Origin of the sequence: Pseudoalteromonas sp. SG41-5 (genome assembly GCF_014164495.1) — a bacterium.
Classification (GTDB): Bacteria; Pseudomonadota; Gammaproteobacteria; order Enterobacterales; family Alteromonadaceae; genus Pseudoalteromonas; species Pseudoalteromonas rhizosphaerae.
The window spans coordinates 1-24592 of sequence record NZ_JACJFH010000078.1; the positions used below are offsets into that span (position 1 = coordinate 1).

Annotated in this window: 27 protein-coding genes; 7 read left to right on the forward strand and 20 right to left on the reverse strand. The window is 41.1% G+C overall.

What is annotated here, in order from left to right; genetic code table 11:
- The first annotated feature begins 29 nt into the window (after positions 1-29).
- Positions 30-509, forward strand: coding sequence for an RNA-binding protein (locus tag H5232_RS17260; RefSeq protein WP_145242807.1), 480 nt, complete (start codon positions 30-32; stop codon positions 507-509).
- Here H5232_RS17260 and murI read toward each other — a convergent pair.
- Together murI and H5232_RS17270 are read right to left on the reverse strand one after the other, a co-directional pair.
- Positions 472-1287 carry a glutamate racemase gene (gene murI, locus H5232_RS17265; protein ID WP_182831238.1) on the reverse strand — a complete coding sequence of 272 codons (816 nt, stop codon included), beginning with the start codon at positions 1285-1287 and terminating at the stop codon, positions 472-474. The genes H5232_RS17260 and murI overlap by 38 nt on opposite strands.
- 63 nt (positions 1288-1350) lie before the next feature.
- On the reverse strand, positions 1351-2472 hold the full coding sequence (locus H5232_RS17270; protein WP_149983391.1) for a DUF5610 domain-containing protein: 1122 nt from the start codon (positions 2470-2472) through the stop codon (positions 1351-1353).
- 476 nt (positions 2473-2948) lie between these two features.
- On the opposite strand from H5232_RS17270, the gene trmA reads away from it, so the two are divergent.
- A complete protein-coding gene (gene trmA, locus H5232_RS17275; protein WP_182831239.1) occupies positions 2949-4049 on the forward strand; it encodes a tRNA (uridine(54)-C5)-methyltransferase TrmA in 1101 nt (366 codons plus the stop codon).
- Positions 4050-4054: 5 nt separating this feature from the next.
- On the opposite strand, the gene H5232_RS17280 is transcribed toward trmA, so the two are convergent.
- The 5 genes from H5232_RS17280 to ccoG form a co-directional block, all read right to left on the reverse strand.
- Complete coding sequence (locus H5232_RS17280; protein WP_145242799.1) at positions 4055-4504, reverse strand: DUF523 domain-containing protein; 450 nt, start codon at positions 4502-4504, stop codon at positions 4055-4057.
- 65 nt (positions 4505-4569) lie between these two features.
- Positions 4570-5208: a thiol:disulfide interchange protein DsbA/DsbL gene (locus tag H5232_RS17285; protein ID WP_149983390.1), complete on the reverse strand. Its 639-nt coding sequence runs from the start codon at positions 5206-5208 to the stop codon at positions 4570-4572.
- Positions 5209-5242: 34 nt separating this feature from the next.
- Positions 5243-5866 (reverse strand): thiol:disulfide interchange protein DsbA/DsbL, encoded by a 624-nt coding sequence (locus H5232_RS17290; protein WP_145242795.1) that lies wholly within the window; start codon positions 5864-5866, stop codon positions 5243-5245.
- A 29-nt stretch (positions 5867-5895) separates the two neighbouring features.
- A complete protein-coding gene (locus H5232_RS17295) occupies positions 5896-6873 on the reverse strand; it encodes a serine/threonine protein kinase (RefSeq protein ID WP_145242793.1) in 978 nt (325 codons plus the stop codon).
- Between the two features lie 64 nt (positions 6874-6937).
- Complete coding sequence (gene ccoG / locus H5232_RS17300) at positions 6938-8368, reverse strand: cytochrome c oxidase accessory protein CcoG (RefSeq protein WP_145242790.1); 1431 nt, start codon at positions 8366-8368, stop codon at positions 6938-6940.
- A 291-nt stretch (positions 8369-8659) separates the two neighbouring features.
- Here ccoG and H5232_RS17305 point away from each other — a divergent pair, with 291 nt between their 5' ends.
- Positions 8660-9019, forward strand: coding sequence for a hypothetical protein (locus tag H5232_RS17305; RefSeq protein ID WP_145242788.1), 360 nt, complete (start codon positions 8660-8662; stop codon positions 9017-9019).
- Positions 9019-9222, forward strand: a complete 204-nt coding sequence (locus H5232_RS17310; RefSeq protein WP_145242786.1) for a hypothetical protein — start codon at positions 9019-9021, stop codon at positions 9220-9222. Before H5232_RS17305 ends, H5232_RS17310 begins: the two co-directional genes overlap by 1 nt.
- Positions 9223-9224: 2 nt before the next feature.
- On the opposite strand, the gene H5232_RS17315 is transcribed toward H5232_RS17310, so the two are convergent.
- From H5232_RS17315 to gspC, 13 genes are all read right to left on the reverse strand, one after another.
- Positions 9225-9845: a UPF0149 family protein gene (locus H5232_RS17315; protein ID WP_182768228.1), complete on the reverse strand. Its 621-nt coding sequence runs from the start codon at positions 9843-9845 to the stop codon at positions 9225-9227.
- Positions 9846-9863: 18 nt separating this feature from the next.
- The gene (locus H5232_RS17320; protein ID WP_182768227.1) at positions 9864-10622 is read right to left on the reverse strand and encodes a type II secretion system protein N; all 759 of its coding nucleotides are present in this window, start codon (positions 10620-10622) and stop codon (positions 9864-9866) included.
- Positions 10623-10625: 3 nt separating this feature from the next.
- Positions 10626-11099, reverse strand: coding sequence for a type II secretion system protein GspM (gene gspM, locus H5232_RS17325; protein WP_182768226.1), 474 nt, complete (start codon positions 11097-11099; stop codon positions 10626-10628).
- Positions 11096-12304, reverse strand: coding sequence for a type II secretion system protein GspL (gspL, locus tag H5232_RS17330; protein WP_182768225.1), 1209 nt, complete (start codon positions 12302-12304; stop codon positions 11096-11098). Before gspL ends, gspM begins: the two co-directional genes overlap by 4 nt.
- Positions 12301-13290: a type II secretion system minor pseudopilin GspK gene (gspK, locus tag H5232_RS17335; RefSeq protein ID WP_145242776.1), complete on the reverse strand. Its 990-nt coding sequence runs from the start codon at positions 13288-13290 to the stop codon at positions 12301-12303. The genes gspL and gspK overlap by 4 nt, the downstream gene beginning before the upstream one ends.
- Positions 13280-13903: a type II secretion system minor pseudopilin GspJ gene (gene gspJ, locus H5232_RS17340; RefSeq protein ID WP_182732554.1), complete on the reverse strand. Its 624-nt coding sequence runs from the start codon at positions 13901-13903 to the stop codon at positions 13280-13282. The genes gspK and gspJ overlap by 11 nt, the downstream gene beginning before the upstream one ends.
- Positions 13904-14281, reverse strand: a complete 378-nt coding sequence (gene gspI / locus H5232_RS17345; protein ID WP_145242773.1) for a type II secretion system minor pseudopilin GspI — start codon at positions 14279-14281, stop codon at positions 13904-13906.
- On the reverse strand, positions 14281-14880 hold the full coding sequence (locus tag H5232_RS17350) for a prepilin-type N-terminal cleavage/methylation domain-containing protein (RefSeq protein WP_404936406.1): 600 nt from the start codon (positions 14878-14880) through the stop codon (positions 14281-14283). Before H5232_RS17350 ends, gspI begins: the two co-directional genes overlap by 1 nt.
- 52 nt (positions 14881-14932) lie before the next feature.
- Positions 14933-15352, reverse strand: coding sequence for a type II secretion system major pseudopilin GspG (gspG, locus tag H5232_RS17355; RefSeq protein WP_145242768.1), 420 nt, complete (start codon positions 15350-15352; stop codon positions 14933-14935).
- A gap of 74 nt (positions 15353-15426) precedes the next feature.
- Positions 15427-16662 (reverse strand): type II secretion system inner membrane protein GspF, encoded by a 1236-nt coding sequence (gene gspF, locus H5232_RS17360; RefSeq protein WP_145242766.1) that lies wholly within the window; start codon positions 16660-16662, stop codon positions 15427-15429.
- A 2-nt stretch (positions 16663-16664) separates the two neighbouring features.
- Positions 16665-18224, reverse strand: a complete 1560-nt coding sequence (gene gspE, locus H5232_RS17365; RefSeq protein WP_145242764.1) for a type II secretion system ATPase GspE — start codon at positions 18222-18224, stop codon at positions 16665-16667.
- Positions 18217-20280, reverse strand: a complete 2064-nt coding sequence (gene gspD / locus H5232_RS17370; protein WP_182740661.1) for a type II secretion system secretin GspD — start codon at positions 20278-20280, stop codon at positions 18217-18219. The genes gspE and gspD overlap by 8 nt, the downstream gene beginning before the upstream one ends.
- Positions 20281-20303: 23 nt before the next feature.
- Positions 20304-21251 (reverse strand): type II secretion system protein GspC, encoded by a 948-nt coding sequence (gspC, locus tag H5232_RS17375; RefSeq protein WP_182719498.1) that lies wholly within the window; start codon positions 21249-21251, stop codon positions 20304-20306.
- A 205-nt stretch (positions 21252-21456) separates the two neighbouring features.
- Between gspC and hslR the strand changes: the two genes are divergently transcribed.
- From hslR to H5232_RS17390, 3 genes are all read left to right on the forward strand, one after another.
- The gene (hslR, locus tag H5232_RS17380) at positions 21457-21879 is read left to right on the forward strand and encodes a ribosome-associated heat shock protein Hsp15 (protein ID WP_404676548.1); all 423 of its coding nucleotides are present in this window, start codon (positions 21457-21459) and stop codon (positions 21877-21879) included.
- A gap of 12 nt (positions 21880-21891) precedes the next feature.
- Positions 21892-22737, forward strand: a complete 846-nt coding sequence (hslO, locus tag H5232_RS17385) for an Hsp33 family molecular chaperone HslO (protein ID WP_149983376.1) — start codon at positions 21892-21894, stop codon at positions 22735-22737.
- A 265-nt stretch (positions 22738-23002) separates the two neighbouring features.
- A complete protein-coding gene (locus H5232_RS17390; RefSeq protein ID WP_182831240.1) occupies positions 23003-24541 on the forward strand; it encodes a phosphoenolpyruvate carboxykinase in 1539 nt (512 codons plus the stop codon).
- The last annotated feature ends 51 nt before the right edge of the window (positions 24542-24592 follow it).

Consider the following 24592-nt stretch of genomic DNA (forward strand, 5'->3'; position numbering starts at 1 on the left):
GTTTATTTCCTGTTTATTGGTAGATCAAAATGAAATTACCCGATCAAAAATCTCTTATCTCTTCAGTTATCCTTGCTGTTATTGGTTTCGTTATAGTTAATTTTGCGCTTTCGAGCCTACAATTAAGTCCTGCACTGTTATTTGGTGCTGGTTTATTAATTGGTGGTGTAGTTATAGCTGCAATGTCATCTGGCGATGTAGAAGAAGCCGAAGTAAAAACAAAAACACTTTATGTGGGCAATCTTCCTTATCGTGCAAATGAAGGTGTAGTTCGCGCTTTATTTGAAGAACAAGGTAAAGTGTTTAATGTACGCCTATTAAAGGATAAAAATACTGGCAAACGTCGTGGCTTTGGCTTTGTTGAAATGGCAGAGCTAGATGCTGATAATGCTATTGCAAAATTAAACGATAGCGAGTTCCAACAACGTACATTGAAAGTTCGTGAAGCAAAACAAAAACAAGATGATGAATCTAACTCTTTTCGTTCTGAGTCGGATCAATCAGCGTAACTAGCTCCACCGGTTGCTTATCAACATAAATAGAAGCCGTTGCGTAATAACGTAGCGGCTTTTTCTTGCCTGTACAATTAACATCAAGCTCATCACTGCAAGCTATATTATGCTCTTTGAGTATTGCACACACCCGTTTGGCTATTGCTACGCCGGAATCAAGTAATAATACAGTGCTGTTAAAATACTCATTCAAACCTTTTGCTAAAATTGGGAAATGCGTACAACCTAACACGACTACATCCACTCTATTATCAATAGCGAGACTATCGAGCTCTGCAACTAGTTTGTCTTGGATAATCTTTTTACTTCGATATGTTTGTTCCGCCAACGTTACAAGTTCAACACTAGCATATAAATGTACTGTGACAGCTTGACCATGCTGGCTTATCAACTGTTGTGTATAACTACTTTGTACTGTTGCTGGTGTGGCCAATAAGGCAATATGCTGTGACTTAGATAATAAAGCGGCGGGTTTAATTGCAGGTACTACACCGACGATCGGTATCGTGGTTAATTCGCGAAGTGCGCTCAGTGCTGAAGTAGATGCGGTATTACAAGCAATAACTAACACATCAACGTGTAATTGTTGTGTTTCTATAAAAATTAATAATCCGCTGAGGCGCTGAATTATGGTTTGTTGACTCAGCTTTCCATAAGGTAGGTAGGCGTTATCCATAAAATAACTATAACGGCCATCAGGTATGTATTGCTGAATATGCTTCAGCACTGTGGTACCACCAATGCCCGAATCAAAAACCATGATATGAGGTGACAAACAACTCGCTCCTTATAATAACTAAGCTGAGCAGTTTGCCACGCGGTATACTGAAAATAAAGCTTATGCTTCACTCTCTAGTGCTGCTGAGCGCAATTTATTCATTTGCTCAAACATTGATTTTGTATAGTCGACTAATTTGCCTATTTCCTCTTGGTCTTGATTTAACCATTGTAAAATGCCTGACAGTTCATTTTGCAAACCAAGATCACCCGCTTTATTAAAGGCATTTTTTAGATCGTCATTAAATGGAGCTATTTTTTCAGCCACAGCTTTCTCTGGTGTTGGTTTATTCTCTTCATAGCCTTTTATTGCTGCATACGTTTTAGTTTGCTTTAAGTCCATTGAAAACGCGACTAGCTGTTCGTTGCCTAAGTTGAGCTCTTGTGCTTGTTCAAAGGCTTGTTCCAAATCACCACCAAAAAATGTTTTACTAACATTTTGCAAGTCTTCCATCATTGCATTAATAGCCTTTTGTTCATCTTCGTTTAAGTCACCATTTACTGACATGCTAAATGATAACTCCCGCGATTGTGATGATGCACTGGCATAACCTTCATTTTGACCATTACGCTGATAACTACTGGCTGATTGCTGTTTAAATGCATCAGCAAAACTAATACTCACTTCGTCACCTTCTGCAGTGGTGAAGTTATACTGAGCATTATTACTTAAACTTAAATACTGTGCTTGAGTAACACTGACAGAATCCGGTTTAGGGTTAAATAAATCCTCTTCAAACTCATCCAGGCCATTAAAAATACCTTCTTTGGATTTTTCTATGCCCTGCTCAATTTCGTCGTTTAGAATACCGGTATCTTTTAATTCACCATAAGCATCATCAATACCTGTTTGCACACCTTTGCGTGCATCACTAAGCATACCTTTGAGTTTTTCATTATCGGCTCCATTGACTTGCGCTTTCTTAACGGCACCAGTTACAAAGTCCAAAACGTTTTTGACGATTTCTTCAAAATCAAATAGTGGCTTGTCTTTTTTCTCTTCCGCGACAGGTAAGCCTAAAGCCTCAGCCATTTTGTCACCTAACACTTTTGCTGCTAATTCTTTACCACGTTGCTGGTAACTATCTTGAGGCGACTGTATTGTAGGTTGCTGTAATGCAGCTTTGTTACTGTATTTATTGACGTTGTTGTTTGGAACAAAGCCAAAGTTGCCAATTTTCATGATCCGACTCCTATTTTTGCTTACTTAAGTATCGGCCCAAAAATAAATAACTAAAGTAAAATGTACAAAAAAACAGCATTTGCTATTTCTCAAAATTAGGGCCTGTTGACCTTTAAGGATTAAAATTTGTTCAACCTCGGGGCGATTTAATCGCGGCGCGAGATTTGTAACCTAGTGGGCTAAGTAAAAATTGAGCAAAGCTTCCGCGTCCTGCTCACGCCCCTTACTTACATCCATGTAAGTAACAAAGAGTTAATCGCCCCTAGGCAGAACCCTTCGGGCAGCGCGCGTTTGGCATTTATGCTACGTTATCGCCTATTTATGGGGAATAACCACACTACATAGGCTCTGCCTTGCCTAAAAACCAAACGCACAGCTGCAAAATTAACCTAGAAAGATAAACAGACCCTAGACAAATAATCCCTGCCCCCTACAATAGCGCCGATAAACAGCATAATGAAATAAGGTAGTAGGTAATGGCGGTTATAAAGATCGATACAAAAGGATACGACGCACAGTTAAATGAAAAAGAGCAACGTATCATTGCGCAATTCCAACGCTTTGGTGTTGAACAATTAGAAGTCTTTGCCTCTGAGCCAATTCATTACCGTCAACGCGCTGAATTTAGAGTATGGCACGATGGCGATGAGTTATTCCACATTATGTTTGATCAAGCCACCAAAGACAAAATCAGAGTCGATGTGTTTGACCCTGCAGCGCCGCTAATTGGGGAAGTAATGCAGGCAATGATCGATAATCTTAAAGGCTGTGAAGTCTTGCGTCGTAAATTATTCCAAATAGATTATCTTTCTAGTTTAAGCGGTGAGATTTTAGTGAGTCTGCTTTATCACAAACCACTCGACGAAGAATGGCTAGCAGCTATCAAGTCACTAAAAGAATCATTGAGTGAGCGCTTTAAAATTGATTTTATTGGGCGTGCTCGCAAACAAAAAGAAGTACTCGGTGATGATTTTGTTACTGAGCGTTTAACAGTTAATGGCCAGCAACTTATTTACCAACAAGTTGAAAACAGCTTTACGCAGCCAAATGCTAAAGTAAACATTAAGATGCTGGAGTGGGCACAAGACTTATGTAAACCACTAAAAAATGATTTACTAGAGCTCTATTGTGGTAACGGTAACTTTTCAATTGCCTTAGCTGGTTCGTTTAATCGTGTATTAGCAACCGAAATTTCTAAATCGTCAGTACACTCAGCGCAGTATAATATTGCTAAAAATAACGTAACTAACTTAGATATCATTCGTATGTCGAGCGAAGAGTTTACTCAAGCTATGAAAGGCGAACGAACCTTCTCACGTTTAGAAGGGATTGACTTAAGCAGCTATGATTGTCAGACCATTTTAGTTGATCCGCCGCGCGCAGGCATGGATACACTAACATGTGATTTGGTGGCTAACTACGAGAGTATTATTTATATCTCATGTAACCCTGATACGCTTGAGCGTGATTTAGAGCACCTAACTCGCACTCATGAAGTTAAACGGTTTGCGATTTTTGACCAATTTCCATATACCCACCACATTGAATCAGGGGTATTTTTACAACGTAAATTGTAAAGTATCTATGCCAGTGCTTTTACTAGCGCTGGCATTTGCTGCTCACTAAAGACTTTAATACCATTCTTTTCTAATAGCGAAGCCGTTAATCCCATTCCAACCACCTTAATACCACTGTGCGAGCCATCGTAAATTGTATTACGACCACAAGAAGGACTTGATTCCTTTAATAGCGCAAAACGAATATTGTACTGTTGGCAAAGGCGTAATGCTTGTTTTGCACCTAGCTGAAATTCCGGTGTCACATCATCACCAGTATTGGTAATCACTTTACCGTTGACGATTTCAGCAGGATCTCTAGGAGTGGATAAACCACCAGCAATCTCAGGACAAAAAGCGACTATACGTTCCTGCTGCTGCCATGCGATTAGCTGCGGATGGAGTAACTGTTGTCCGCTACCATCGTAGCGCACGGGAGCACCAAGTAAGCAACTTGAAACCAGTATTTTATGCATTTCTTACCACCTGCAACAAAAAAGCTCCGCGTACGGAGCTTTTTTACAATAAACACTAAACCGCTCTATTTAGCAGCTAAGTAATTAATTAGATCAGCCATACTTTTAGCATCTTTAATACCTGAATCACCACCAACAATAACACGGTACTTACCGTTTACAATAAAGGTAGGCACACCTTTCAAAGCACCTTTTTGTTTAAAATATTCTTGATCACGCTTCATTTTGGATACCTTGGTTCTTACTGTAAAGCTGTTGTAAAACTTATCAAAATCATCAGCAGCTACACCTTGAGCAACAAAGATATCTTTCATATCAGCAAGCTCATTGATGTTTGCTCGCTTGCCATGGATATGGTTGAAAATAGCGCTAATTAGTGCATCTTGTTGTGGTAATACAGTTGCCGTAGCGTAAGCTTGTGCTAACATCGTTTGAATTTCTGGGTTACGCGGACCCGAAAAGTCAACATGGCTTTTCTTAAAAGTAATACCTTCATTTAGTAGCGGCTTTAATTCAGCAACAATTGATTCAAAAACATTACAGTGTGGGCAGTAAAATGAGAAGAATTCTTTAACTTCTGGCTTTTTAGTTGCGCGTGCATCAATCGTTTCATAATGCGTCCCTTCGTCATATTGAATCGCGGCGGCGTTTGTAGCAAACCCAAGCGTCAACGCTATTAGTCCTGCTTTAACTAATTTGATCATCGGTAAAAACTCCAAAAATTATTGTTTTAATAGCTTATTGTTGTAATAAAAAGGCAACTAACTCATCAAGCTGCTCTTGGCTCTTGATGGTATTGATATTGATTTTATATTTATCATTAACGATAAACGTTGGTACACCGGTTAAGGCTCCCATTTGTGAAAACTTATTTTGCTTGTCTTGCATGGCTTTTTCCGCCGCAATCACAGGCATGCTGGCAATATCTTTATCAAAGGTATCGCTATCAATACCATTTACTGCAAGTAATGCTTTGACGTCTTTAATGTTATTGAGTGGAGCACGTTTTATATGAATGCTGTCAAACATTTGATCTGCAACTTGCTCACCTTTGTTATGCTGTTTAGCGATGATATATGCATAGCTCAAATTACTTTGCACTTCTGGCGCTAAACCACCTAAAAAGTTGACATGGTTTTTTACAAACTCAGTACCTGCAGGCAAGCTTTTTTCCATTGCTTTAGCTACAGCTTCAAACTTAAAACAGTGCGGGCAATAAAATGAAAAGAACTCTGTTACTTGTGAGGTTTTACTTTTTTCAATTTTTAGTACGTCATAGTGCTCACCAGCTTTAAAATCTGCAGCCATCGCAGCAAAAGGTAAACATAACAGTAGTAAACTCAATTTTAGTTTTTTAAGCATTGGACTCTCGTTTCAGATATTTTTAATAATTAGTTAGGCAGCAACTTCAGCGGCGGCTCTTGAAGTGCAGAATACTGCTCTTTCAGCGCTAAAATTTGTTGCTCCCAGTATTTGTCATCAGCAAACCATGAAAAGTTCCGCGGAAATGCCGGATCTTCCCAACGTTTAGCTAGCCACCCCATATAATGAATCATACGCATTGCCCGTAATGGTTCAATTAATTTGAGTTGAGTGTGATCAAAATCACAAAATTCTTCATAGGCAGTCACTAAGGTATCTAACTGTAACAGTTGATTGTTTCGATCGCCACTGAGCATCATCCATAAATCTTGAATCGCAGGCCCTTGACGACTATCGTCCAAATCAACAAACATCAACGCATCACCGGCCCACAGAATATTACCGGCATGGCAATCACCATGTAAACGTATAGTATCCACCTGCTGGTAAAGCGATTTCGTTTTAGCGATCACCATATCCAAAATAGTATAAAACGCGGTAGTTAAACTGCTAGGCACCAGATTACTGTTTTGTAACTGAATTTTAGCTGTATCTAGATACTCGTCACACCCTATGACCGGACGTTCGCTAAAAACATTGGCTTTAGCTGCTTGATGCATTCGACCAATCAAGCGTCCTAACACATCTAACTGATCAAGATTATCAACTTCAAAGATGCGCCCCCCGACACTTGGGAACAAAGTAAATAGATAACCATTATGCTCAAATAAGCTTTCGCCATTACGCTGTATCGGCGCAACTACAGGCACTTCAGCATCAGCCAATTCAAATGCAAAGCTATGCTCTTCGAGTATTTGTGCCTTACTCCAGCGCTCGGGGCGATAAAATTTCACCACATAACGTAGGCCATCTTCAGCTTTGAATTGATAGACACGGTTTTCGTAACTATTCAGTGCTAATAAGCCAGACTCTGCGTAAATACCAATACTTTCGACCGCATCTAAAATCGAATCCGGGGTGAGGTCAACAAAACTAAATTTACTCATAATTCTCATCAATTATAAAAAAAGCGGGAAAATCCCGCTTTTTATTTGTTATCAGTGTACTTAACTATCGCGCTTTAAAGAAGTTACTCGGCTGCGAAATTTGTGAACTTGGATTGTCCACTGGCGATAATACAAAATTAAACTCGGTCATAGGCGCTTTCAAATCATACGGATCCATCACCAATGATAATGGCACGTTATGCGATTCGCCCGCTTGCACGGTAAAAGTTTGCTTACCTATGTACTTAAAGTTCTCCAGTCCTACCACCTTAATATTAAAGGTTTGCTCGTATTGTGCTTTGTTGATCACTTTGAGTGTGTAGGTATTTTCGACAAGCCCATTAAAATCGACTCGATAGAGTTGATTTCGATCGCGAATAATATCTAAGTCCATTGGCTTACGCATCACAATATTCGTTACCAGCGCTGCGCTGAGCACCACTAATATAACAATATAACCAATAATCTTAGCGCGCAGAGGATTGGTTTTATTCTCTGGCGTTTCTAGGTTACGCTCAGTGGTATATGAGATAAGCCCGCGCGGATAATTCATCTTATCCATTACTCCGTCGCAGGCATCGATACAGGCGCCACAGTTAATGCATTCAGCTTGCAGACCATTGCGAATATCGATCCCTGTTGGGCATACTTGTACGCACAAATTACAGTCAATACAGTCACCTAAGCTAAGCTCTTCTCGATCTTGTTTACGACTACGTGGCCCACGATTTTCACCACGTTTTTCATCGTAGCTTACTGTGAAGGTATCTTTATCAAACATTGCAGATTGAAAGCGCGAATACGGGCAGATATGCAAGCACATAATTTCGCGCATCCATCCAGCATTACCATAAGTACATACAGTAAATACGATAATGCTAACCAGCGCATAGCCACCTACATCAAAAGTAACAAAATCCGGTAACAGCTGACGAATAGGTGTGAAATAACCAACAAAGGTAAGTGCGGTGTATAAAGAAAAAGCTATCCAACCTGTATGCTTGGCTGTCTTACGCCAAAATTTATCAAAGTCCATTGGTCGCTGATCAAGCTTCTTGCGTTGATTCGCTGTCCCTTCGAACTTTTCTTCAAACCAAATAAAAATAAACGTCCAGACTGTTTGCGGGCACGTATAGCCACACCATACCCGACCGTAAAAGGTGGTCACTAAGAATAACGCGAATGCAGCAAGCATCAGAATAAAAGCAAGAATAGTAAAATCTTGTGGCCATAGAGTTAGCCCAAAAATGTTATATTTTTGACCAATGAGGTCAAATAACACCGCTTGTTGGTCATTAAAGTTTATCCATGGCAGCGCCATGAACGCCAACATACCAAGAAAACCAATGCGCTGTCTTAATAGTTGATGTAACCCTTTAACCGCACGTACATAAATGCGATTGCGGGGATTAAATCTATCCTGTTGAGCATAGAGATCGGGCTTTTCGATCTTGACCTCACTAGGAATATTTTTTACTTTTATTTGCTTGTCCATCGAAGTTCCTCAACGCCGCTTGGAGAATGAAAGTCAAACAATCATATAACGCTATTTAGATAGCTAACAACTAAGCTTACATTTAAAAATAGTGCAAACTGAACTACTGTGCTGTAAAAGTTCAGAGATTTCTGAAAAATCTAATTGTTCTCTGTCATTATACCAACTCTCCTCAAAAAAGCTGATATTCATTGATAATAATTTATTCACCTAACTTGCTTGCTTTACAAAGGGGCATTTTATTACACTGGTGCCTAATTCGTACCCGTTCAGATCAAAGTTTACTCACATATGAAAAAATTCCTTGTACTAGTTGTAGTGATACTTGCGTTATTCACAATTGATCATCCAATGATAAAAGAACCTCGAGAAAAGTTATTAGGAGAAGGTGTAGGGCTATTAAGTAGTGCTAGCAACATTAACCGTGGACCCGCTGCGAGCATGGCAAAAAACCGCATCAAGTCAGAACTAACACTTTCAGAAAGCGAGTTAGAGTATTTAGAAGAAACCATGCAAACTGATGAACAGCTGCAGCTATTCCATACTCGTTACTGCCGCAGTAAAGATCTCAACTTATATTTTTATGAAGATCGTTTAAATACAGTGTGTGACATCGTCTCAACATCATTGGCTGAGCGCAGAGGTAAATAGTGGATTTTTCAGCTTTAACAAAAAAAAGCAGCGCATCGTTTAACCAACATAAAAACCTACTGAAGAAGCTGGCGAAAGGGCAAACGGTTAAATGTGAAGTATGCCAAGGCATATTAACGTTAGATTTAAAGACTCAGCAACCCGGCCAAGGGGTTGCTAAATGCCCTAAGGGCTGTACTGAAATTGTGTTGGATTTAGCATAATGCTAACTCCAACCATCTTCTTCATCTGCGTACAAACCACTTTGCACCGCGATAATTTCTATTAACTCAGCAAATCCTAATGCAAAATCTCCCATTAGTTCATACTGTTGCTGGCATAGTTGTATTTCACTAAGCTGATTTTGCTGGGCAATTGTTGTGATAAGCTGGGCCTCTAAAGCAAAAAAGCCTAAACTGGCGTAAGCGGTTTGCAATGCATCAGTTAAGTCTGTTGTCAGTGCATCAGCTTGCATTAGCTTATCAATATACACCTGTGCTCCCTGAACAAAACCCTGACACCATTGCTGGCATTCATGCAAATCTAGGTAGCTGTCGTCTTGATCACTCACCTGTAAACTTACAGGGAGCTTAAAACCTGTTTCATAAACTTGCTCACTGATCTGATGATACAAAGCCATAAATGCAAATAATGTTTGTTCTTCTAGCTGGCCGTGTGCATCTGGCACTATCTGCTCAAGCCACTCGTGTACGTCTAATGGCTCAGGAGAGCAAATAACCGCAAATAAGTAACCTTGGCTCTGCACAAATGTCATGGCGCCATTGCGGCTCGCTAAATACGTACTTAACTGCTGGCCATGTTGCTGTGTAAATTCAGGAATTTGCATAAAACAATTCAGCCTTGTTTAAAAATTTAATGGATAACGGCCATCACTATCTGCACGGCCTAAAAATTTGGCGGCATCGTGTACTTCTTTTGGTAGTGATGCTTCTGGCTTGATATATCCAGCCACTTTAAAGTCCATGTTTGCTTTTAAGGTTGCATCAGCCGCTAAGCCTAAGCGGTTTTCAGGATCAACTAACACGGCTATATCGCCCGACTTACAGCTTAACTTGCCACTTAATGGACCAACGCTAAACCAGCCAGACAATCCTTGCACATCGATGTTTGGACTGGCGATTTCACCTTTTAATGCATCACAATAAGGCGCTCCTGAGAGATATTCATCTAACTCAACAATTACTCTGCCTTTAGCATTAATAGGTAATGGCAACTGCAAACGCTGCATCGCACGTTCAACACTCAAACGCAATGTAGCATCATTTAATGCAACTACTTGATCAAGTAAACCATAACTAAAGTCACCGCGTCCTGACAGTTCACTGGTCTGTCGCGGATCACCAAACTTTACACTGCCTGTAAGCTGTCCGGTGAATAATGCCCAACCAGAAATATCCCAGTTTAAATTATTAATCTGTTCATCTTGATAGCGCAGCTGCATGATTCTACCCTGCCAAATGCTACCCGATGCTTTACCTATTTGCAGATCTTTAGGTAGATAAGGATTTGCTAAATTAAGCGCAACTACAGCTGGCGTTTTTAATAGTGCAAAAAAGATAAAACCGAAGAAAAATATTACTATAAGAATCGCTATTTTTTTCATTCTTTACTTCTCTAATACCAGTCGGCTAACGCGCACGTAGCCTGGTTTATCATCGCGACTGAGATCTAAATTTTCAATCAATACGCCTTTAGTGTTTACCAGTTCATCAAGCCATTCTATGAGCTTATTAAACTGTACCGAGTCGATGGTTAATCTTAATGAATTATCGCTAGGCTGCATTTTGCTTATGGTTATATCGTAGCGAGCGCGGCTAGCATTAACTATTTGACTCAAGTTTTGGTCACTTGTAACAGCACGCGCACTACCCGCTTTGAGTTTAACAATACTGTTATCAACCCACGCTAATAATTCTTGCTGTTTAACTTGGTTTTTTTCAGCTTCAGCTATTGCGTTGTTTAGTGGTCTAAAAATACCCATAACTAAGATAAAAATAACAAAAATTACCCCAGCGACCATCACCAACTGTTGCTCTTGCTCTTTTAAGCCACGCCAATGTTTTAAAAGTTGTTGTTTCATGCAGCACCTCGTAGCTTTATTTCACCGACTACAAAGTCGCCATCATTATTTAATGAGCCTTGGTCTACAGTTAATCCGCGTTGTTCAAGAATTGCTTTAACTTTGCCAAAGGTTTGAAAATCTTTTCCGCGAGCACGAACTCTAAGTTCATTGCGGCGTTGATCATAACGCAATGTCTCAGGAGTAAACTCTTGCACTTGGCTAAATACACCCACCAGCTCATTCGTTAAATCTAGGAAGCCGGCACTGCTGCCACCCTCTAATTTAGCCAATTCACCCTGAATTTGGTTTTTAATCAAATGCGGACGAACTGTTTTCCCCGGAAAGGCCGTTTGATAGCGCTCAACCACTTGTGTTTTAGCGACTTCAAGCTCACTATTTAACTGATACAATTCAAGACTTTTTACTGCCACAGAGCCAACTAACGCGACACTCGCTGCAATGGCGGCACCTTGCCAATACGCCCACCATAATGCGCTTTTCTTTTTCAGTTGATATTGGCCTTGGCGAAGATTGAATCTTATCTCAGGTAATTGTTTAGCAAATAACGCCAGCGGCAAATCATAAGCATCGGTATGCGCCGTAAGATTAACCGTTTCTGGAAATTGCGAGGCAGGGCTGTAATGTGCAACATCAGGGTGACCTAAAGCAGTTAAATACTCAGCCAACCAGCTTTGCTCTACAGCACTTATCCGCCATGAGCCTTGCTTACATAGCCATTGGTTATTAAGCTCAATAACGCTTAATCCCTCATGTTCCGCAGTAGGAAGCAATAATGCATCGGGTAACAGTTTTAACACTGCAATTTCATGTTCAGCAAATACAGCTAACCAAGTTTCAAACCATTCTCGGTCAGTCATGGCAACTTTAATGGCGTGCTTGTCACCGACCATAGTAGGCTCAGCAATCGCGATAAATAAGTCATCTACGTCACATGCAATCTCTTCTTCGAGCATATATGGGAGCGCTTGCTCAAGCTTACGATTCCATTTGGTCGGCAGGATTACGGTTTTTAGTTGCACCTGATCACATGGCAGTAATACCACAACTTCACGATTCTGTGCTTTTTCAACTAACTCACTCAGTTGCTCAGCGTTCGGCAATCCGCCACTGGCAATTATTTCTTGTTCTAATGGTGAGTAAATCAGCCAATTAATACTTTCTTGTTGAGTTTGACCCGTGCGGATCAACAGTATTTCTGTCACTGTACGCCTCCAAATTTTCGCGCCAGTATAGTTACTTCGCCATCTTTGGCATGCAGTAATGTGGTCATCGAAAAACGCAGATCGACAAATTTAGCCTGCGCTTGTAGTTTAAAATATTCGCTATTTATGGTGAACAGTTTTTCAACAGACTTAACATTTTGAGCCCCTTGTTGATTCACTTGTTCAAAAAATTCTTCAATATTATTAAAGCCTTCTTCTGGCCGGACTGATAGCACACTTTGCGCACCTGACTCACTCAAACCATCAATCAATGCACTCAATAATAATGCCTGTTCAGGAGCGATTGTATTGACATTAATTGCTAACAATTCGCTACCTGGGATCACGCATACGTATGGCAAGATTTTTTCCATCACTAATGGATTAAACCCTTTAACCAAACGCAGCTCTGAGCTTGATGCAAAAAAACTATTCGCTGTCATATATGGTGATTTACGCGATAAATACTCATCTTCTTCAGCACCAGAACGATAAGTAATACTATCTTCATCGAGCCAGTCGTAAACACTGTCAGCCATGGCTTCTTCCGACTCTTCTGCTGGCAAGTCCTCAATATTTTCTAATAGCGCTAATAACGCGGTGTGCGCAGGATTGGTTTTATCAGTACTACCCGCTTGTGGCGCTTTAACACGTAATGCATTGAGATTTAAACAAGCCTGTAAGTCCGTGATCTTGCCTTGCAAGGTACCATTATCGACCGGATAAGGAATATCGCCTTGTTGCGCCCAAATTTGTTTTAAAGTGGTTTTTTCAGGGTCATCTTTTTTGCTTTGTAATAACGCTTTAATAGCCAGCTCTTCTGCTGCATAGGCATACCACTTGGCTTGCTGATGGCCTTGTATGTTGGTACTTTTTTGAACTTGAACAAGCAAGTTAGCACTCATCTCTACGGCTAAAATTGATGCCAAGGCAACAATAAATAAGACAATTATAAGCGCGGCGCCATGTTGGGATTTATGGTTCATTTAAACCTCCCATCTTTCCATTACCCGGTACTAAAAAAACGCGTCTTATTGGTTCTTCATCAATTTGTTGCAATGTGACCGCCACAGCTTTTGGCAATGACTTGCCCTGCCACTGCTCTTGCCATTCATTTTTTTCATCTAAAAATTCAAATTTAAGATCTTCGATATCTTTAAGAATAACTTGCACTCGCGGCTCAAGGTTATCGAGTTGATCAACATAAACCCGATATATACGCTCAAGGTTGTCATCAATAACACGATAACCCACTGCTTGTAGCTCTGAGCGCGGTAACAAATTAATTGGGTTTACCCAGCCATCTCGCACAAAGGCAATACCATCATACTGGCTATTAATGGTGTAACGCCCAGCAAGTAGATATTGTTCTTGCACATCACCGGCTTCATTGCGCACGGCACGTTTAGTCATTTGGCTGAAATCTTGATCCATTAACCTAAAGGTCGTTTGCAAACCATTCAATTCTGCAATTTTTTCGTCTGATGCATCTTTCGCTTTGGTGGTCGAATCAAGAATTTGGTGAGTAGCTAACACGACGAATGCTAAAATCCCCAGCGCTACCATCACTTCTAATAGTGTAAAACCGCGCTGCTTCACTTATTTGCTACCTTTATTTAAATAGCTGATGAGCTCATAAACCGAGTGCTCTAACTTTTCATCGCTAAATACATTAATAGTCACTTTTACAAAACTTTTATCTGCTGTCGCTTCGGTATCTTGACGCCAATACCATTCTATACCAGCCATTGTTTCCGTGCCTTTTGCGCCATTTTTGCCTTGCCACTTATCGCCGAGAGTACGCTGTTCAATCATTACATTCTCAGCCACCCAAGAGGCATAGGTTTGCTCTTCAAGGCTTGATAAATGATTAATATGCTCAGCTGTCGCTTGCATGGCGGCAATCCCAGCCATGGCGCAAATACTCAGCGCCACCATAACCTCAAGTAAAGTAAAACCTTTAGACCTGCGATACATTATTCTGGCTCTCTGCGTAAGTTAACCGGTGCGGAAAATTCCCCTTCGATGAAATACACAGGTTCTTTTTCATCTTTTAATTCATAGATAAGTTGAAATGCGCTCACCTCACCAGAAGATAAAATTAGCACTTGCGGGATTTTCATTTTTTGCAATTCGAGTAAGCTATCATCATCACCGCCACTCATTAACTCGCGCCAATTGGATTGCTCGAGTAGATTATCTTGAGCCCATGCGAGATCTTCTAGATTAAGTGTCAACTTAAGACGTTCATCAACAGTCATCGGCGCAAACAGCTTTTCTCGGTCGAAGGTGATCCATTTTTCACCATCAAACACTAAAAACTCTAAGGTATCTTTATCAAGCTGAAAACCTAATTCAAGCTGATTTAAGATTGCAAATTCAGAAGCCATATTAATGGTGGTATGCAGTCTCAGTGCTTGTTTGTCCAATTCATCTTCAACACCGCCATCAAGACTATATACCACCATTTTAGTGGCGAAGGCGATCACCACCAGCACAACCAAAATTTCAATTAAGCTAAAGCCACGCATCGGTGACTTTAGCTTTGCAAGGCGCAACTTAGTCCGACTTAACATCATGCTAAGCTCGGTGCTGGGTATAAAAACGCCTTTATACTAAGATGCATTATTATTTTTCTTCATCCCAGTTACCAATGTCGTCATCAGTACCCACTTCGCCATCGGGTCCCATTGAAAACAAATCAAATTTACCAACTTCACCTGGGCTGATTAACTGGTACGGATTTCCCCATGGATCTTCTGGTAATTTAGAAATAAAGCCACCTTCAGGAAAACGCTTTGGTACTGGCTCTACGCTAGTTTTAGTCACTAACCCTTCAAGGCCTTGCTCAGTGGTTAAGTACGCTTTGTTCTTTAATTTATAAAGACTCATAGCATCTTCAAGCTGCTGAATATCAAGATGCGCTTTATCAAGTGCCGCTTCTTCTTGCTGACCCATAATATTGGGTGCCACGATTGACATGATCATGCCAATGATAACCAGTACCACCATAACTTCGAGTAATGAGAAACCTGCTTGTTTATTCACGTACATACCTCTGTTGTTCTTAATAATTAACTATCGTAACACGGTAAAAATGCATTACGAAATCCCTAAAATAGTTAAAGTCCAATCGCTTTATTCATTGCCATAATAGGTTGTAATATGGCCATTACGATAAACAATACAATAACCGCCATGGACGCTATCATCGCAGGCTCTAAGAGTTTTAGCGAGACATTTACCATGGTTTCAAATTCACGGTCTTGATTGTTTGCAGCACGCTCTAGCATTTGCTCGAGCTCACCTGATTTCTCCCCACTGGCGATCATATGCAGCATCATCGGTGGGAATAATTTTGTTTGTTGTAAGGACGCTCTTAAACTTGCCCCTTCACTAACGCGGGTTGCGGCATCCGCCACTGCTTTTTTAATTTTCTCGTTGATCAATACGCCACCAGAAATACGCATTCCCTCGAGTAACGGCACTGAACTTGATGACAAGATACTCAGTGTACGAGCAAATCTGGCGGTATTAATACTACGAGCAACTTTGCCAATGCCCGGCATCATCAAAATTTTCGAATCATACCAAAAGCGGATCTTAGGCTGTTTTAGCGCATGTTTAACACCAATCACTGTCGCGGTAAATAATACTAAAGTAATGAACCAATAATTTTGCACATAGTTACTAGCAGCCATTACCCATTCAGTCGTCCAAGGTAAAACCTGCTTTGACTTTTCAAATGTCTTCAATATTTTAGGCACTACAGTACCTAGTAATATTGAAACGATACCAATGGCAAATATTACTAATATCACCGGATACACCATCGCTTGTGTGATTTGACTACGCATGTGTTGACGTTGTTCCGTGTAATCGGCTAAACGGTTCAATACAGCATCTAAGTGACCTGATTTTTCACCCGCAGCTACCATAGCGCGGTATAAATTATCAAATACATGTGGAAACTCAGACATGCCATCAGCCAAGGTATAACCTTCAACAACTTTTGAACGCACCGACATTAACATACGCTTCATACGCGGCTTTTCACACTGCTCAGCCACCGCCATTACCGCCCCTTCAACCGGTAACGCCGATTGAATGAGTGTAGCGAGTTGGCGAGTGATCAAAGCGAGATCTGAGGTAGATATTTTCGCTTTAAAAAAGCTGCCAAATGGCGAGCTTTTTTCACCTTTAACTTGTTTATCACCCTCTGCGGCGGGCACAACTTCGAGCGGCGTAAGACCTTGTTCACGTAAAGATTGGCGAATTTGTTTCGCGGTATCCGCTTCTTGAATACCTTTTTTCTCTTTGCCGCGAGCATCGAGCGCGCGATATTCAAATGCTGCCATTGTTAACCTTCCTCACGCGTTACACGTAATACTTCTTCAAGGGTGGTTTTACCGGCTAATACGCGACTACAGCCATCTTGGCGAATACTTGGGGTATGTTTGCGAATGTACTTTTCAACACTTTGCTCACCTTTACCACTGTGAACAAGTTCGCGAACAGTTTCATCAACTACCAGTAATTCATGAATACCGGTACGACCACGGTAACCATTAAAGTTACACTCTTCACAGCCAACGGCTCGGTAAATAGTCGGCGGATTTACAAATGGTACGCCGAGCAATTCACACTCGCGCTCATCTGCAACATGACCTTCTTTACAGCTCTTACATAAAGTTCGCACTAGACGCTGCGATAACACCCCTAACAAAGAAGATGATAGCAAGAAGGGTTCAACCCCCATATCTTCCATACGAGAGATAGCACCTGCTGCGGTATTGGTATGCAATGTCGACATCACTAAGTGACCTGTAAGTGAGGCTTGCACGCCAATTTGTGCGGTTTCAAGGTCACGTATTTCACCAACCATTACTACATCAGGATCTTGACGTAAGATTGCCCGTAAGCCACGGGCAAAGGTCATATCAACTTTAGTATTTACCTGAGTTTGACCAATACCTGGGATTTCATACTCGATTGGATCTTCAACCGTTAAAATATTACGATCGCGAGAGTTAATTTGGCTCATGCCCGCATAAAGCGTGGTACTTTTACCAGAACCAGTTGGACCGGTCACCAAAATAATTCCGTGCGGTTTACTGATCAAATCAGAGAACAATTCACGATTGCGCAGCGTCATACCTAAATCTTCAAGATTTAAACGCGCGTTATTTTTATCAAGTAAACGCAGTACAACCCGCTCACCAAAACTTGATGGCATGGTTGATACCCGAACATCAACGGCACGTCCTGCGATACGCAAACTAATACGACCATCCTGCGGGATACGCTTTTCTGCAATATCGAGTTTCGCCATTACTTTAATACGCGAAACTAGCAATGAAGCGAGTTTACGATTCGGCTTTAACACTTCTTTAAGCACGCCATCAACCCGAAAGCGGATCACTAGCTCTTGCTCAAAGGTTTCGATGTGAATATCTGACGCGCCTTCTTTAATCGCTTCACTGAGCATCGCATTGATCAATTTAATGATTGGTGCATCATCATCTCCGGCAAGCAAATCTTCCGTTTGCGGCATATCTTCAGCCAGTGAAAATAAATCAACTTCGTTACCTATGTCTTCCATCATTTGCTGGGTTTCAGAACTATCGCGTTGATACGATGCCTCTAATAACAACTCAAACTTGTCATCAGCTAAGTGTTCAAGCGTAAAGCCATGCCCAGCAATGCGGCGCACTTCTAACAATGCATCAATGTTAAGCTCACCACGATAGAACACCACCCGGTCATCATTATTTTTACTTAATAACATGCCTGCACGTCGTGCATATGAAAATGGTAGCCGCTTATTAGGCAGTTCAACTAAATCGTTACTGGTCATCAGCTCGCTATTATTTAGCGGCTGTGAGGGCTCTGCGGTGATCTCAGTGATTGCATCAGTCATTATTGCGCTCATCTGTATTTTGCTGTCTTAAGTATTCTTCATACGTTGGCGGTAATACTAATGCATCATTCCACTCAGGTAGGATTGGCACATCGGTTAGAGGCATTAAATCAATACCATCTTCTTTTTGTTTATACTGCTCACCACGGATAAAGTTATATTTGCTGTGGCTCAATTTATTCATTTTAATGCCATCACGGATAATGGTAGGGCGAATAAACACGATTAAATTACGTTTACGCTTGCTGGTGCTGGTTGAGCGGAATAAGTGACCAAGGATAGGAATATCACCTAATATTGGTACCTTTGAGACGCTTTCTTGCACGTCTTCATCAATTAGACCACCAAGCACAACCATGCCGCCATCATCAGCCATAACCGTGGTTTTAATGGCACGTTTATTAATAGATATATCCACCGAAGTAGTACCACTCACGCCAGATACTTCTTGCTCAATGGTTAACTGTACAGCTGAACCATCATTTATTTGTGGCGTTACTTTAAGTTTTACACCCACCTCTTGACGCTCAACAGTTTGAAATGGATTAGAGTTATTAGAACCCGTTTGCGAGCCAGTAATGATCGGCACTTCTTGACCGACAATCATCGATGCTTCTTCGTTATCCATGGTGGTAACCGAAGGCGTAGCAAGAATATTTGAGTTAGTATCAGTAGAGACTGCTTGAATGATCGCGCCCCAATCGTTTTTAACAATCCCCATAGCCAATCCATTGATGCCCCCTAACAACGCACCTAACGGGCCAAGATCACCTTCTACAGTTTTCTTAATAGGAGTAACTACTGCATTGTCAGTGCCTACAACGCTATCAGTAATTGTTTTATCACGAGCTTGCTGAGCAGCTACAGCTAAAGAACCAACAGGAACGGTTGTGCCGTTATTAAACTGCATCATACCGCCTTGCTCTGAAATCCATTGCAGACCAAAGTTAATCCCATCAGCTTCCATTACTTCAACAATGATTGCTTCAACGAGTACTTGGGCACGGCGAATATCAAGCCGTTCAATCACTGACTCCAATGAACGCATAGTGTCAGGTTGAGCAGTAATGACCAATGAGTTTGAATCTGGGTGAGCTTCGATACTGGTTTCGTTTTGGTTGCGGCTACGGGTTTTAGTTGCCCCACCTTGACCTTCTTCACCAAGCGTTTTGCTAACCCCTTGCAACACTTTCACTAAATCTTCAGCGCTAGCGTAATTAAGGTAAATTACTTTAGTGTTGCCTTGGCTTTGTAACTCACCGTCGAGGCGTTTAATTAATTCAATAGCACGCGTTCTTGCTTGGCCTTCGCCACTAACAATCACGCTATTAGTACGGCCATCTGCAACGACTTTAGGGATCAAAAATTCGGGGATACTGCCTTTACCGCTATCTTTGTAAATATTATCAACCACAGATACCACATCATCAGCGGTGGCAAAATTTAGCTTTACAATATCAACCCGCTTATCACCGGCTTGGTCAACTGAGCGAATAATTTCAACAAGTCGGTTTACTGAGGCAGCATGACCGGTCAACATCATGACGTTTGCTGCGTTGAAGTTGGCAACATGACCGCCATCTTTTTGGTCGCTAAACTGACGCACTAATGGACCTAGTTCTTGTACGCTAACATTTTTTACACGTACGACACGAGTGATCATCATATCACCGCGCGCTTGGTCGTCTTCAGTGACTAACGGTACGTTTGATTTTTTAGCATCAGAGCTTTTTTCAATCTTTAATATGCCGTTATCCATTTCAACAGCTGAATAACCGTAAACTTCTAGCACATTTAAAAAGAATTGATAATAAAGTGCTTCGTCCATCAATTCATAGCTGCGTACGTTTACTTTACCACGTACGTTCGGGTCGATAATGACGGTCTTATTCAGATTTTTACCAACGATATTAATAAACTCGTTGATATCGGTCCCTTTAAAGTTTGCAGCATACTCAACGGCAGACACCGATAGAGATAAGCTAGCCACAAAAAAAAGTGTTGCGTACTTAGCTAACCCTTTTCTGATTTTTTTGAGGTGTAGCGCGTGAACCATTATATTAAAACTCCAAAGCTAAGTTATTGCAGGCTAAATTGCACATCAATCTGCTCGCCATCACGGTCAATTGTAATGTTCGCATCGGTACTATTACGCAGCTCATTAATGGCTGACATGGCCTGTTTTAAATCTGTTAATTGATAGCCGTTAATCGATACAGCCAAATCGTTATTTTGTAACCCCATCTGCGTAAATAATGCAGGGTCTTTACCTGGGCTTAAACGGTAGCCAATAAGCTCACCATCCTTCATAGCCTGAGATACTCGAATATAGTCAAATAGTTTACCGGGATCTTTTAACAATTCTTCTCGGGTCTCTATAATTGCTTCTTTTACTTCTTGATTTGCTGTTACATCAATCTGACGGTCACTGTCCATTTGCGGACCTTCATCGAGTTCAGGTTCATCACTTTCACGTTCGGCAAGTACTGGCATTGATACTGTTTTGGTAAAATCCACGCCATCAAGCATTAACGTTTCAAAACGGCCACTGACATCTAAAATTACTCGATCAGGTAATACTTGAGCAAGCTTAGCGCGAGTGCCTTGTACAACATCATCTACTAAATAAGTTGATTGTTGGCCTTGAGACTCAATAATTGCCAAGCCTGTTTGATCATTGCCGCTGACCGCAACAATACCGGTTAAATTAATGCTTAATCGAGTTTCTGGCGCATTGTTAATGACTTGAGTTTGTTTGCTTGCTGGTTTTTTAGGCGCTGCGTCGGCTTTACCAAACAAGTTTTGTGCTAAAATTGATTGCGTATTAACCCGTTCAGGTTTACCTGTAACGCTATTAATATAGCTTGGAGAAAGGCTCGAATTAACCGGGGCTGGCCATGTTAGCCAAAATAGTTTCGCTGCTAAAAAGGCAATGTAAACAACGGCTAAAAGCGTTATCGCCCAACTCAATTTAGCGTGGGGTAATTTACTTACTAAATGTTTTAGCTGCTGTAATCGCTGTTCCATAAATGACGTTTCTTATTTTAATTTGCTGTTTCATCGCTGGCCTATAGTACCTTTTCATTTTTCATTCAACAAGCGCACTAATATTAAACTTTGTAAACAAGGTAAATTAACGTTCAAGCTGAGTGTAAAAAACTTCGACTATTTCTTTGTTGGTAAGTTTCATGCTAAATTTTACCTTACAGAGCCGCGCTTTTAATTGAGTATAATTGTGTCAAAAAGTAACACCCGTAATACCACGTCAAAAGATGAAACTATTAGTATCCGTTTAGACAAATGGTTGTGGGCTGCACGCTTTTATAAAACCCGCGCCATCGCACGGGACATGGTGCAAGGTGGCAAAGTACATTATAATGGCCAGCGCACTAAACCTAGTAAAATAGTCGAACTAGATGCCGTGATCAAACTTGCTCAAGGAGTTGACGAAAAAGTTATCACTGTACTTAAATTGCTTGATAAACGCTTAAGTGCCCCCATTGCTCAAACCTTGTATCACGAATCTGATGCAAGTATCGAAAAACGCGAAGCCAATAGCATCGCGCGCAAGAATAATAGCTTTTTTGCTCCTCATCCGGACCGTAAACCAGATAAAAAGCAAAGACGCGAACTTTTAAAAATGAAATCAAGTTAGGTAAAGCCACTCATGCAACAAGATCTACTTCATCGTTATACATTTGATCAACTAGACGTCCGCGGCGAACTCGTACAAATAGAGCAAGCTTATAATGAAATGATTGCCGATCACAATTACCCCGTGCAAGTGCAAGCTTTATTGGGCGAGTTACTAGTCGCAACCTGCCTACTTACAGCTACATTAAAGTTTGAAGGTGATATAGCAGTACAACTGCAAGGTGATGGCCCGGTAAAATATGCGGTTATCAACGGTGATCATCAACAAAATATGCGCGGTATTGCCCGCCTGCAAGGTGAAGTAACAGGCTCAACCATCCAGGAACTAATCGGTAACGGTGTGATGGTACTGACAATCACCCCAACTAAAGGTGAACGTTATCAAGGTATAGTTCCGCTTGAGCATGACACGTTAGCAGCATGTCTTGAAGCCTACTTTGCACAATCAGAGCAACTACAAACACGTCTATGGTTTGCAACTGATACAACACAAGGTCATGCTAAAGCTGCTGGTTTACTACTACAGGTGTTACCTGTAAATAAAGAAAAGTCGATTACTGACTTTACTCACCTTGAAGCACTTAGCAATACGATTAAAGCTGAAGAGTTGTTAGAGCTTGATGCTGCCACTGTGCTTACTCGACTTTATCATGAAGACAATCCTCGTGTTTACGAGCCGCAAGCAATCCAGTTTAAATGTGGTTGTAGTAGAGAAAAAACCATTACTGCGCTCGTTAATATAGGTCAACAAGCTTTATTAGATGACGTTATTGAAAATGGTGAGGTAAAAATTAGCTGCCATTATTGCTTAAAAGATTACGTTTTTAATGAACAAGATGTGAAAAGTATTTTCAACTAATCTCATTGTTCAAAAAACCAACAAAATTCAAACCGCATTTATTGCGGTTTTTTTATGCCAAAAATTGATACCGGTGTCATGAATTGTATTACTTTTATGACACCGGTATCATTGAAATTATTCATGTTTTTTACTAAATATATGTGTTTTTAGGCCTTTGATAAGCTCGAATATCCCTAATCCATCTGTTACTATAATTACAGCTTAAAGGGAAACAAGAACCCCAGAGCTATCCCGTTCAATCTCACACAATTTAGGTATAAACATGACTTCAAGCGCTACTCGTTTTGTCGATCTAACTGCAGCTGAACTTGTCGAACACGCGATCCGTCGTGGCGAAGGGACTTTAGCCGCCAATGGAGCTTTTGTTGCTAACACTGGTCGTCGTACTGGTCGTTCACCACAAGATCGCTTTATTGTTCAAGAATCAAGTACTGAAAATGAAATCCAATGGGGTAATGTAAATCGCCCTTTCGATGCAGATAAATTTTACGCTTTATGGGCACGTGTAGAAGCACATGTGCAGAGCAACGACCACTTCATCTCTCACCTTGAAGTAGGCGCTGATCCTGAGCATTATTTACCTGTTGTTGTTACAACAGAAACTGCATGGCATCATATCTTTGCCAAAAATATGTTTATCGAACCTAAATCTTATAATGCATCTGATTTACCCCAATGGCAGGTAATGAATGTACCTTCATTTGTTTGTGACCCAGAACGTGATGGCACTAACAGTGATGGCACAGTAATTATCAACTTTGCACAACGTAAAGTATTGCTTGCAGGTATGCGTTATGCCGGTGAAATGAAAAAATCAATGTTCTCAGTGCAAAACTTCCTACTACCAGCAAAAGGCGTGCTACCAATGCACTGCTCAGCTAACGTAGGTGAAGCTGGCGATACAGCATTATTCTTTGGTCTATCTGGTACCGGTAAAACAACTTTATCCGCCGATCCAACTCGCTTTTTAATCGGTGATGACGAACACGGCTGGGCACCTGGCAGTGTATTCAACATCGAAGGTGGTTGTTATGCTAAGTGTATCGACCTTTCACAAAAGAATGAGCCTGTTATCTGGGATGCAATCCGCTTTGGAACTATCCTAGAGAACGTTGTCCTTGATGACAAAGGCGTTCCTGATTTTCATGATACCAGCCTAACGCAAAATAGCCGCGCAGCTTACCCGCTTGAACACGTTGAAAAACGCAAAGTAGAGAACCGCGCAGGCGAGCCAAAAGCAGTGGTATTCTTAACCTGTGATGTAAGCGGCGTATTACCTCCAGTATCAATCCTTAGCGAAGAAGCGGCAGCGTTTCATTTCCTAAGCGGTTACACAGCAAAAGTTGGCTCTACTGAAATTGGCTCTACCAGCGATATCGAATCAACATTCTCAACCTGTTTTGGTGCACCATTCTTCCCACGTCCAGCGGGTGTATACGCGGAGCTTCTAATGAAGCGTGTACGTGAATTTGGCGCCAAGGTATACCTAGTTAACACTGGTTGGACTGGCGGTCCTTACGGTATTGGTAAGCGTTTTGATATTCCAACAACACGAGCTGTTGTGGATGCAATCGTATCTGGAAAATTAGCCGGTGTAGAAACCCAACACATTGACGTGCTAAACCTATACGTACCAGTTGCAGTGCCAGGCGTAGATAGCAAGCTTCTTAACCCAATCAATACCTGGGAAGACAAAGCTAAATACGCAGAGTATGCGGCTAAGCTAGCATCTGATTTCACAGAAAATTTTGCTAAATACGACGTATCTGACGAAATTAAAAACGCAGGCCCTAAAGTTTAATAATCACCTTTAGCCTGATAATTAAAACGCCAACCTTGAGTTGGCGTTTTT